At 45.8% G+C, this 12,231-nt stretch carries 10 protein-coding genes; 2 read left to right on the plus strand and 8 right to left on the minus strand.

The window, feature by feature from the left end; all coding sequences use genetic code 11:
- A partial coding sequence (locus V5298_RS17295) for an MFS transporter (RefSeq protein WP_332932683.1) occupies positions 1–737 on the minus strand: 737 nt, incomplete at its 3' end.
- 164 nt (positions 738–901) lie between these two features.
- On the opposite strand from V5298_RS17295, the gene V5298_RS17300 reads away from it, so the two are divergent.
- Positions 902–1,789, plus strand: a complete 888-nt coding sequence (locus V5298_RS17300; RefSeq protein WP_332932684.1) for a LysR substrate-binding domain-containing protein — start codon at positions 902–904, stop codon at positions 1,787–1,789.
- A gap of 346 nt (positions 1,790–2,135) precedes the next feature.
- Here V5298_RS17300 and V5298_RS17305 read toward each other — a convergent pair whose 3' ends face one another.
- The 4 genes from V5298_RS17305 to zigA form a co-directional block, all read right to left on the minus strand.
- A complete protein-coding gene (locus tag V5298_RS17305) occupies positions 2,136–2,696 on the minus strand; it encodes a hypothetical protein (RefSeq protein WP_332932685.1) in 561 nt (186 codons plus the stop codon).
- A 207-nt stretch (positions 2,697–2,903) separates the two neighbouring features.
- Positions 2,904–3,797, minus strand: a complete 894-nt coding sequence (gene folE2 / locus V5298_RS17310) for a GTP cyclohydrolase FolE2 (RefSeq protein WP_332932686.1) — start codon at positions 3,795–3,797, stop codon at positions 2,904–2,906.
- Between the two features lie 53 nt (positions 3,798–3,850).
- On the minus strand, positions 3,851–5,188 hold the full coding sequence (locus V5298_RS17315; protein WP_332932687.1) for a dihydroorotase: 1,338 nt from the start codon (positions 5,186–5,188) through the stop codon (positions 3,851–3,853).
- 124 nt (positions 5,189–5,312) lie between these two features.
- Positions 5,313–6,512, minus strand: a complete 1,200-nt coding sequence (zigA, locus tag V5298_RS17320) for a zinc metallochaperone GTPase ZigA (RefSeq protein WP_332932688.1) — start codon at positions 6,510–6,512, stop codon at positions 5,313–5,315.
- Positions 6,513–6,857: 345 nt separating this feature from the next.
- Here zigA and V5298_RS17325 point away from each other — a divergent pair, with 345 nt between their 5' ends.
- Positions 6,858–9,242, plus strand: a complete 2,385-nt coding sequence (locus V5298_RS17325) for an alkaline phosphatase D family protein (RefSeq protein WP_332932689.1) — start codon at positions 6,858–6,860, stop codon at positions 9,240–9,242.
- Between the two features lie 188 nt (positions 9,243–9,430).
- On the opposite strand, the gene V5298_RS17330 is transcribed toward V5298_RS17325, so the two are convergent.
- The 3 genes from V5298_RS17330 to V5298_RS17340 form a co-directional block, all read right to left on the minus strand.
- Positions 9,431–10,468, minus strand: coding sequence for an SMP-30/gluconolactonase/LRE family protein (locus V5298_RS17330; RefSeq protein WP_332932690.1), 1,038 nt, complete (start codon positions 10,466–10,468; stop codon positions 9,431–9,433).
- A gap of 47 nt (positions 10,469–10,515) precedes the next feature.
- Positions 10,516–11,451, minus strand: coding sequence for a sugar kinase (locus V5298_RS17335; protein ID WP_332932691.1), 936 nt, complete (start codon positions 11,449–11,451; stop codon positions 10,516–10,518).
- 11 nt (positions 11,452–11,462) lie between these two features.
- Positions 11,463–12,231, minus strand: a 769-nt coding sequence (locus tag V5298_RS17340) for a glycosyl hydrolase (protein WP_332932692.1), incomplete at its 5' end; no start/stop codon positions are given.

Below are 12,231 nucleotides of genomic sequence, written 5' to 3' on the forward strand. Positions count from 1 at the left end.
CCGTACACCAACATAATTAAGCTAATAGCAGAAGGTGCAAATCCGGTTTCTTGTTGCAAAATGGGAGCAAGGTAAGTAAAAGCAGTGAAGGTGCCGCCATAGCCTAAAATCGTCATTAAATAGACCAAAATTAAACGTGGCTGTATTAGGACTTTCATTTGTTCGCTTAACGTAGTTGCTTTTCTCTGCTTAAGGTTATTTGGCACTAATAAAGCACTGCCGATTAAGGCAAGAGTACCTAGCCCTGAAACGACCAGGAATGTGGCTCGCCAACCAAAATGCTGGCCAATCCAGGTACCAAGTGGCACACCGGTAACCAGCGCAACGGTTAATCCGGTAAACATAATGGCAATGGCACTCGCTTCTTTGTCCTTTGCAACTAAGCCAGTGGCAATAGTCGAACCAATGGAAAAAAATACTCCATGAGCGAGACCGGTCAGGATCCGCGCTAAAATCAAACTTTCATAACTTGGCGCTTGCCATGCAAGTATATTTCCGGCCACAAATAAAGCCATTAGGCTAAGCAAAACGTGCTTTCTGTTCCATTTGCCGGTAAGTGCGGTTAATACGGGCGCACCAATGGCCACCCCTAGTGCATACAAACTTACCAGTAAACCGGCGCTTGGTAATGACACGCCAAGATCAGCCGCAATGGTTGGCACCAGGCCAACAATAACAAACTCGGTGGTGCCAATAGCAAAGGCACTCAACGTTAATGCAAATAACGCAATAGGCATTGTTTTATCCTCAAAGGTAAATTGGTTAGTGCTCCTCACTTCTTTTAAGCGCACTAACTTAATGATGGTTAACTCAGTGCGCAGAGTATTGCGTCATTTTTAGTTGCAAAAAACAGCACTAATGACAAAATACTTTTGTTGATTTTGAAAAGGTAGAGTCCGTAATGCCAGTAAATGCCAAAACTGAAGACTTAGAAGCGTTTATTACCGTGGTTGACTCAGGCAGTTTTTCCAATGCCGCCAACTTGCTGGAACAGCAAGTAGCCAAGGTAAGCCGGGCAGTCACTCGGTTAGAAAAGGTGGTAAACGCAACTTTATTAAACAGGACAACTCGCAGACTTGAATTAACAGAAGAAGGCGCGCTGTTTTTGCAATACGCCCGAGACGGGCTCAATATGCTTGAAAAAGGGGAGGAAGCATTACGATTAGTAAAGCACTTGCCCGCCGGAAAATTACGCGTAGATGCAGCCAGTCCATTTGTGTTTCATCAGCTTGCACCATTAATTGGCCAGTTTAGTGAGGCATTCCCTGACATCAGGTTGGAAGTGACCAGCCACGATAATATTATTGATCTGCTGGAACATAAAACCGATATTGCAATACGCATAGGCGATTTGAGCGACTCTAACTTACATGCAAGACAACTGGGGAAAAGTAAACTGCATATTGTGGCTAGCCCTGAGTACTTAAAAGCAAACCCAGTAATCGGGGATGCCAGTAACCTAGTTCACCATAAGTTAATTGGTTTTAGCGACTCTCCTAAGCTGAACCGATGGCCGCTAAAACAAGATGTGGTATTGCGGTTTCATTTGCATGCCTCAAGTGGTGAGACAATCAGACACTTTTGTCTGGCTGGGCAAGGCATTGCTTTACTCTCAAACTTCATGGTGCATAAAGATATTGCAGCAGGTTCCCTCGTTTCTGTTTTTGAAGATGAGATTATCTCACCGAATCGACGGGAGTCTGTTCAGGCTGTGTATTATAAAAACAGCGCGGTGTCTTCACGCATTTCAGCGTTCTTAGATTTTATACAGCCAAGACTCACATTATGAAACCCGTTTACTTCTTCCCTACCCAGTATTTTTTTTAGTGTGCTATGCGGTATACCTTCGTTATTTGCTCGATTGCTTTCAACTGCCGATTGGCTACTTTTCTACTGACTTAAGCTGGAATGAACAACAAGTTGCCTCGACATTAAGCGAGTTAGAACAAGCATTACTTTGCGATTAACCCCAAAGAAGATAGTGGTAAGATTTATGAAAATTTCAGCGCCGAGTTACCAAACTTACAGGCGCTGGCATGGATTAGCGCCTGACAATACCGTCATAAGTCTGTATTTAACCAAGGTACATTAACCTTTACGTAGGCAATGAACTATTGGCAACAAAGGACCCAATCTTATAATTCGTTTGCGAGTTTTTTATAGCCCTGAACCAGATCGTTATTTGCCGATACCACAGATTCAGAAAAGGTTGAATATTCTGGTGGCACTGTAGTAATACTGCCTAAATCGAAGCCGGGGCCAATATTCGTCATTGGCGGGACATGAAATTTTTCGGGAAGATCTAATCCGTCAATCACGCAATTGTGTCTAACTACACATCCGTCACTGATTTTGGTCCGAAAAACCACGGTATTAAAGCCAATGAAGACATCATTACCCACTTCACATGGGCCATGTATGATAGAACGATGTGCAATTGACGTCCGCTCACCAACAATGACCTCTGCACCAGACTTTGAATGGATAACCACGCCGTCTTGAATATTGGAGTCACGCTTAATAATAATCGCCTCCATATTGCCGTTTTCATCGACTTCATCGGCGCGTATAACCGCATAAGGGCCAATAAAAACATTATCTTCAATTAAGACTTTCCCGCAAATAATTGCGGTGGGATCGATAAATGCGCTCTCAGACACGGTAGGCATAATACCGCTCGGATTTTTACGTAACATACTGCTTCCCCACTTTCCGATTCACAATTTTTAACCGCGTATGGATTTTCCAAACATTGGCGACGTTTTCAAGTCACAAAACACGCCACAGATTGTGAATAACTATGACGTTAAATTGGATTTTTATCACCTACTCTCACCGGTTATTTTGCTTATTTGAGCGGTTAGTCATCGCGATAACAACCATTATCGCCCTTAGAAAGGGGGTCACTTTCGATCAATCACCACCGCATTGTGGGCATGTAAACTTTCTTGATGCTCTACTTTAAAGGCGTAATCTAAAATCCAACGGGATTGCTCCAGCATCACCTTGATGTTGCGTGCCGCATCCTCACAAAACATTAAATTATCAGCATTTAGGCGGGCAAATTCCTGTTCATCTGCGCGTTTGACCATAGTTTGTACCGGCACTTTGATGGCCTCTTCAATTTGCCTAATAATCGAGGGCAATGATGGCCAGCCATGCTCTCCTAACGCGAGTGTCAAATAAACATAGGAACGTTGGCTATGGGGTGTGGCGACACTGGTAGCGTGTGCCCAAGCCAGCAGTGCTTGTTTGTCGATATTGGCCGTTGGAAACTCTCGGTCAATGGCATTGGCATATAGCTGTCGAGCCAGTGCAGCCGAACAAGGACAGGTACTAGAATACGGCACGGTGAATGTGAGGCTGTAATCAAAGGTGCCTCCGACCCGCTTTCCCTCAATCTCAACCGGATAGGTTTGAAAGCCGGTTTGATCACTGAGTAATGACGACTTTGGCAGTAACAAATCAAACCCAAGGGTCAGTTTAGCGTGTTCGCTGATCCCCTGTTGAGAAGTAACCATACGCTGCAAAAGGGTATCTAAGGTGTCTTTGTCACAGGGTTGACTGGCCAGCTGATTTAACAGTCCATGTAAACGGGACATATGAATACCTTTAGCAACCTTGTCATCTAAACTGACATAGACGGCCGCCTTTGCGGCCACGGTTTGTTGCTTCCCTTCCCCTAAATCCAGTGTAAGGGGGACGGCGATATCTTCCATTCCTACCCACTGTAAGGAATAAGATAAGGCGACCTCATCGGTTTGCGTAATATCGGGAAGTTGCTTATAGAGTTGCATTTATAGAAAGCCTAAAAAATAGTTAGAAATTAACGCCACAAGACCATTTAAACCTACCTTGTAAAGGTCAGCGCCATTCCATTAGCTTTGTCCGTAGCGTCATCAGGATCCCAAGCATATACTTGACAACCATTCACCCAAGTACGTTTAACTTGCGACGAAAAAGAATAACCGGTAAATGGCGACCAACCGCAGTGATATAAAATGTTATCGGAGCTAACTGTCGTTGCAGATTGACAGTCAACCAACACCAAGTCTGCATAATATCCTTCGCGGATAAATCCTCGCTCTGCAATCCCATAGCGAAGGGCGGGATTGTGCGCGTTTTTTTCAACCACCTGTGTTAACGATAGCCGCCCTTGATGAACCTGCTCTAGCAAAATTAACAAAGCATGCTGGACCAGCGGTAATCCTGCTGGCGCTTGCTCATAATTCAATTGCTTTTCCGCCAATGTATGGGGCGCATGATCCGTAGCAATAATATCAATACAGTTAGTGTGCAGCCCTTGAATTAACGCATCACGATCTGCGGCACTTTTTATGGCCGGATTACATTTAATCAAATTACCTAAACGTGAGTAATCGTCATCAGTGAACCACAAATGGTGTACGCAGGCCTCTGCGGTAATGTGTTTGTTTTGCACCGCACCTGGGGTAAACAAACTCAACTCCTTGGCCGTTGTAATATGCAACACATGCAATTGGCTATGGTGCTTTTGGGCTAACCCAACGGCGTAGGAAGATGAGGCATAACATGCATGTGCATCACGCAGTTTAGGATGATCCTGAATGGTTAATACCGACTTTGATTGCAACAAGCGTTGATGATTTCGGCGAATAACCTCACCACTTTCACAATGAGTCACAATCAGTACCGGAGATTCACGAAAGATGGCATCGAGGGCATGGGGCGCTTCCACCAGCAAATCTCCGGTGGATGACCCCATAAACACCTTCACACCGCAATGAATTTTCGGATCGAGGCGCTTGATCTGTTCCAGATTATCTTCCGTGGCACCCAGATAGAACGCATAGTTCGCCAAAGAATGTTCAGCGGCAATCTTGTACTTGTCATTCAAAGCGTCAAGGGTTGTGGTGGCCGGATCCACATTGGGCATTTCCATATAGCTGGTAATGCCTCCTGCAACCGCGGCGCGGGATTCGCTGGCAATGGTTCCCTTATGGGTTAAACCCGGTTCACGGAAATGCACCTGATCATCAATCATGCCGGGAAGCAAATAGAGGCCACCGGCCTCAACGATCTTCTCTTTAGGTTGTGCGGAAATATGAGCCCCAATGTTTTCAATACGATCACCGGCAATACGTACATCCACAATACGAATTTGCCCCTCATTTACCACCGACGCGCCCTTTATTAGAACTGATGACATAGTATTTCTATTTCTCCATTGGGACTAACACGGGGAATTATCCAACATCATTTCACGGATGAAGAGCAAACTGATGTAAGGAATGCCCCCACAATGTATGAGAGTGAGTGTTTAGAGCCATTGGCTATGCCACCTCGTCCCAGGCCGGGAAAGGATCCGGCAACGTTAACCAGTATCCCTTGCCTAGGCACATTTCATCTTCTGATAACAAACAGGCATCCAGGGCCTGTACCATCCCTTCCTTATCTAACCCCTGGCCAATGAAGACGAGTTCCTGGCGCATATCCCCAAACGGCTCTACCCATACCTTCTCTATTGCCGCCAAATATTCTTCATCAGTCGGCCATTGCTCTTTGGGTAAAGCCTTCCAAAACATGCCAGCAAAACCATAACGGGCAATCCCACCGGCTTGACTCCACTGCCCCACAAACTCAGGGCGTGTTGCCAACCAAAAATGGCCTTTTGAACGGATCAACTTGCCAAAGATCTTTAGGCTATGGAGTAATTGAAAGAACTTTTCCGGATGAAAAGGGCGGCGGGCCACATAACTAAAGCTACTAATGCCATATTCTTCTGTTTCTGGCACATGCTCTCCGCGCATTTCTTTTAACCAACCCGGCGCTTGTTGCGCTCGCTCAAAATTAAATAACCCGGTATTAAGCACTTCCTCAATCGGCACCTTTCCTTCACAAATAGGAATAATTCGGGCATGGGTGTTCAAGGTTTTAAGGGTGGCAATTAACCTCTCAACTTGCGCCTGTTCCACCAAATCGGTTTTGCTTATCAGCAATACATCGGCAAACTCCACTTGATCCACAAGGAGATCGGCCACACTGCGTTCGTCCTCTTCCCCAAGCGATTCGCCGGCTTCATGTAAATATTTGGCTTCGTAGTAATCTTTTAAGAAGTTGACCCCATCAACCACCGTCACCATGGTATCCAACCGCGCCACATCAGACAGAGAAACCCCATTTTCATCGGCAAAAGTAAAAGTTTCTGCCACCGGCAAGGGTTCGGAGATCCCCGTAGATTCAATGACCAGATAATCAAAACGCCCATCTTTGGCCAGTTGACTGACTTCCAATAACAAGTCTTCCCGCAGGGTGCAGCAAATGCAGCCGTTACTCATTTCAACGAGCTTTTCTTCCTTATGACTTAACGATACGTCATTTTGAACCATGTTGGCGTCAATATTTATCTCACTCATATCGTTAACAATGACCGCCACTTTTTTCCCTTGGCGGTTATTAAGAATATGGCTGAGCACAGTGGTCTTGCCTGCGCCAAGAAAGCCGGAGAGTACCGTTACGGGTAGCTTTGTCATAGTCGATGATGCTCCTGATTAATCGAAGGTGGTAAAATTAGCCTGTTGGCAGCAATGTTATAATATAACATTACCATCGACAATCACTATGTCATTTAAATCACAGTAGAAGGGCTTCATCTTCTCTTACCCCATTCCCCCCTTTGTTATCAAAAAAGAGGAACCCAAAAAGCGATAAAGGGATCACAACCAGTGATGACCTAAGCGTAAACTTAAAGGCAGCACCTCCTACCTTGTTGGTAATTTTTTATTTTCTTAATGAAATGTGAAACATAATGCTATATTGTTAACAATCTACCGTATTCAGTAAACATTTTACCTTGCTTGTAAATATAAGAGGTCGTTATGAAATATAGGGTTTCACGTCGCGATGCGTTGAAGTTAGCTGCTGCGGGGATGGCAACCAGTGCGATGGGTTGTAGCACAGTTGTGAATAAATCAGAGACATCGCCGAAAAATAACTTAGATCATCCTGTCTCCGACAGTTGGGCAAATACTCATGATCGTATCTGGATTGGTGGAGAATACTGGGCAAACCCCATGGAAGATTGGTGTGTACATGACGGTGGCGTAGAGTGCATCAGTACTGGCGGAAACCGTAGTGTTCATTCTTTAACCCATCAGCTTGTTGCCCATAAGCCCTTCACCTTAAGTGTTAAACTACAAAGACTGCAAATGGGCACCATTGATGGCGGCGGCGGTCTGCGCATTGGGGTAAAAAGCGACATTAATGAGCATCGCAGCAATTGTTTTGTGCAACAAGGGCTGGATGCTGGGATCATCAACAATCAATTATCATTGGGCGGAGAAACAACCCCGTTAACCCAACAGGTCACAGACCAGCAAGTGATATTGACTCTCCATGGTGAACCCAGAGATGGTGTTTTTGCCTTAACCCTAAAAGCCCATATGGCGAAAAGTGGCGAATTAATCGGTCAGCTAAGTCACCTTTTTGCCCTTGATAAGGTCTTGGGAAATGTCAGTGTTGTAAGTAATTTTTCCATCTTAGCTGAAAATCCTGATGATTTTTCCGTATCGACAAACAGTGACGATAGTACCGACGGCACCCGTTACCGTTTTTCTCAGTGGCACATTGAGGGCGAAGGCTTTAACAATGTACCAGAGCAAAAATTTGGCCCGATTCTATGGGCCATGTATACCCTAACCAATAGCCGCACAGACGAAGGCTATGTCATGAAACTCAGTGCCTTAACCGGCCCGTTAGGAAAGGGCGACAATCAACAACTGGAATTGCAAATCAAGCAAGGCGACAAATGGCGTTCCGTGGCCAACGCCCAGCTAGATCAGGATGCCTGGTTAGCCACTTTTCGTATTCCCAACTGGAATGAACAAATCGCCACGCCCTATCGCGTGGTGTACAAAGAGAAACGTCGCGATGGCAGTGAAGTACCGGATATTTTCACAGGCACCATTCAGGCTGAACCTAAAGGCAAAACATTACGGATGGCCGCACTCACCTGTCAAAATGACTATGCCTTTCCCTATGAACCCGTAGCCAACAATGTAGCGAAATTACAGCCCGATTTGATTTTGTTTTCTGGGGATCAGATTTATGAAAATCATGGTGGCTTTGGTGTGATTCGTTTTCCCGCTGAACGGGCCATATTAAATTATTTACGTAAATTCTATCAATTTGGCTGGGCCTTTAGAGAGTCCATGCGCCATGCCCCCACCATTTGCTTGCCTGACGATCACGATGTTCTACAAGGTAATCTGTGGGGAGAAGCTGGCGCAAAAATGTCTGATGAAGCAAAAAAAATTGGCCGCAGCGATATGTGGGGCGGCTACATTGAACCCATACGTATGCTCAATGTGGTGCATCGAACCAATGTTGCCCACCTGCCTGATCCTGTGGATCCCACCCCCTCTGAACGAGGGCTCAATGTGTATTATACTGAGATGGTCTATGGCAATGTCAGCTTTGCCATTTTAGCGGATCGGCAATGGAAAAGCGGCCCCGATCGGTTAAACATCGTGGTGGGAGAAACCGGCCAAGAGGAAGATCCTAACTTTATTAACCCCGCCTTTGACCGTGACGATTTACAACTTTTAGGCAAGCGTCAGGAAGACTTTTTAGCCAAGTGGTCTAAAGACTGGCGTGATCATGAATTAAAAGCGGTTGTCAGCCAAACCGTGTTTGCGGGAATTTCCACCCACCAACCCCTTCCAGATCGCTATTTAAAATATGATTTTGACAGTAGTGGTTGGCCGGCGACCGCCCGCAACAGAGCCATTGATATCATGCGTCAATCCAAAGCCTTACATATCTGTGGTGACACCCATTTAGGGACCTTGTCCCAATATGGGGTTGATAAACAACGGGACAGTAACTGGGCCTTCTGTACCCCCGCCATTGCCGCAGGCTGGCCCCGATGGTGGCGTCCTGACGATCTACCTATTCCCCATGCTAACCGCCCGTCTCATGGTTTAACCCAAACTGGCGAATATTTGGATAGTTTCGGTAACAAAATCTATGTTTATGCGGTGGGTAACCCCAAGGTAGGCAAATCAGAAAATCGGTATATTCACGCCCATGAAAAAGGCTCCGGTTTTGGTTTTATCACCTTCGATACGGAAGCGAAAACCTACTACATACAGGCATTCCGCTTTCTAGTTGATGCCACGAATCCCAGTGCCCACAACCAATTCCCCGGTTGGCCGGTGTTGATCCATCAGGACGAAAACATCGGCATAAATAAACTCGTCTAAATCTCACCTACGCCCATGGCATTATCCCCATGGGTCACCCACGATAAACCATTTAAGCCGCCCCTAGAGGCGGCTTAATATGGGCAAACAAGCATTTAAAAAAACCTTGTTCTCTATCACATGTTCCGTTAGCCCATAGACATAGCTGGAAATGGTGAATGTCCAGCGATTCTCTATCACATTTGCCGTTAGCGTAACGACACACTCATTAAATAGTGAGGGGTGGTGATATATAAGGTTTTTTCATCGCTAGTCAGGGCGCAATTTGAGCTAATTTGACCGGTTCTGATTTTGGCCAACACCTTACCTGTTTGTTCAAATAACCATACACCACCCGGTCCGGTCGCAAAAATTAACCCGCTAGAATGTAATGCAAACCCATCGGGCAAGCCTTGTTCACCTTTTTTGCCAACCAAATCACTGGCATCATAAAACATGCGTTTATTCACAATAGTCCCGTCAGCTTGAACATCATAGGCAATCCAGCGCGCATGCTTGGGATCGGAAACTGACACAATTAGCATTTTGCCATCAGCCGTTAGCACTACCCCATTAGGAAGGTTGACAGAATCATCCAGTAAGACGAGCTCACCGTTAGCCTTCAACAAATAAATGCCCTGAAATGGAAGTTGCTTACGACTGTCATCCATCCCCTTCTTTAGGCCATAAGGGGGATCAGAAAAATACAGATTCCCCTTGCTATCGTACACACCGTCATTCGGACTATTTAACCGTTTTCCCTGGTATTCCGCTGCCAATGTAACAAACTTGGGTTGGGGTGTGGTTAAAGGCGCATCCATAACTGCAATACGACGATCCCCTTGCTGCATTATCACTAATTGGCCATCAGGACTAAGCAATAATCCATTTGGCCCCTCAGCATAATCCCCTTCCACCCATCCCGTTGCACCAGCGGGTGCTAAGTAAACCGATGTGCCTGTTTGAGGATGAAATTTAAAGATTTGATTGCTACGAATATCGGAAAACAACAGATATTGACCTTGTTCAATCCATAACGGCCCTTCCGACCAGCCGTACCCTTTACTGCGAATGCTAATGTTGGCATTCGGATCAATGAGGTTCAGCGCTTTTGTATCAAACACCTCTATTTGAGGGAGAATTGAACTATCCCCTTCAGCATTATTTACCTTGTCTGAGGCACAAGCACCGCTTGCCCACATAAATAAAATTGTGAACAGAGGCAAAACCGAGAAGTGAGTGGGCATGTTTTCTTTCCTTTTAAAGCGATTAAAGATAGGGGAAATTCGCCCCGCTAATTGTCAGTCTCGAGAAATCTTTGGAATATCCCCCCATCGACAATGGCGCCTGAATGCTGGACCACAAAACGCGCCACACTATCGGCCTGTTTCATCCCTTCAGCCATGCTGCAATGGCATAGGCGTTTAGCCAAATAGGTACCGGCAAAGGAATCACCGGCGGCCGTGCTGTCTATCTGGGTGGGCGCGGGGTTAAAAGGTTGATGATGAACAAGACCGGTTTTGTCATACCCTTTTACGCCTTCATCCCCACACTTGATGATGAGTTCATCAAACTCAAAACGGGACATATACTCTGCCACCTCTTCGGCGGTTTGATGTCCAAACAACACCTGATGTTCATCTAACCCTGGCAATATCAGGTCACTCACTTCATAGGCGAAATTGAGCCACTCGATGGTATGGGCGGGGCTTTTCCACAACATGGGGCGATAGTTGGGATCAAAGGCTATTTGACTACCTTTGTCTTTAAAATACTCAATTAACTGTAATAACCGTGGTTTGTCCCCATCACTTAAAAACCCCAACGCCAAGCCACTGAAAAACACCATAGACGGAACATCTATGGCTTCTTTTCCACCGTATTCGTCGATTAAGTTCATCAATTGGGTCGCTGCCGACCCTTTCCGCCAGTAATAAAAGGAACGCTCACCGGCATCGTCGGTGGCAATGGCGTAAATGCCTAAATTGGCGGTTTTTGAGGTCAGTAATAACTTGGTATTTAAGGATTCCTGCTGGCAGAAAGTAATAAAATCTGCGCTGTAGGGATCTTGACCAATGCCCGTTAAAAAACTCACCGTTAAATCAGGATTTATCCTTTTGGCATAAATCGCTGCATTTAAGGTGTCGCCTGCATAGCCACACTTGAATTGTCTGGCCTGTTGGGGACGCAGCTCTAGCATCCCCTCTCCGATACAAAGTAATGAGGTCATAGCATCAACGTTTAATGTTCATTCTGAAAGGTACCGGCATCCAGCACCTGTTTGCGGGGCACGAATTTACAGATGTAATTCCAATTCCAGCTTGCATCATATTTATGGGTAAGTCCCCAGGTTAACCCAGGTGGAGGCAGGGTGTTAGTTTTAAAGTCTCGGAATAAACCAATGGCTTCGGGCGCCCCTTTTACGTGGGCTTTAATGTCAAAATTGATCCCGTCTGGCGCAAACTGGATGGTGTTTTTCTCAGGGCCATCGGTGGTTAACAAGGAAGCCACACCCCCTTGATAATTCCACACTACCACTTCGTGCCCGCTATTAGAAATGGGGTTGTATTCTGATTTAACGTAAGGCCCTAAAATATTATCGGCAATGGCAACACCATGTTTGATTTCACGCCCCCCCATATTCATTTCTTCCCCCATGGTTTCCCCTTTGTAATACAGGTAAAACTTATCGTTAAAAAACAAAATACAGGGGTCGTGGACTTTATGGCTGTCGAAGCTGCCTTTAGATTTAACATGGAAGCGGTTATCTTCATCCCCTTCCCACTCGCCATCCATCGAAGGACTCAGTATGGGAGCCGTACTTTTATGCCAGGGACCATAGGGAGAGTCGGCCCAGGCAATGGCAATATGTTCAAATTGTCGATTGGTGTAGGGAAACTGTACCGTTTGATAAACCAGATAATACTTCCCTTCATGCACTATCACTTCAGGAGTGAACACAGCCCGATCATCAAATTCACCGGGACGCCCCCGTTTTATCGCCGGCCCC

Origin of the sequence: Alteromonas sp. 14N.309.X.WAT.G.H12 (assembly GCF_036697315.1) — a bacterium.
Taxonomy (GTDB): Bacteria; Pseudomonadota; Gammaproteobacteria; order Enterobacterales; family Alteromonadaceae; genus Alteromonas.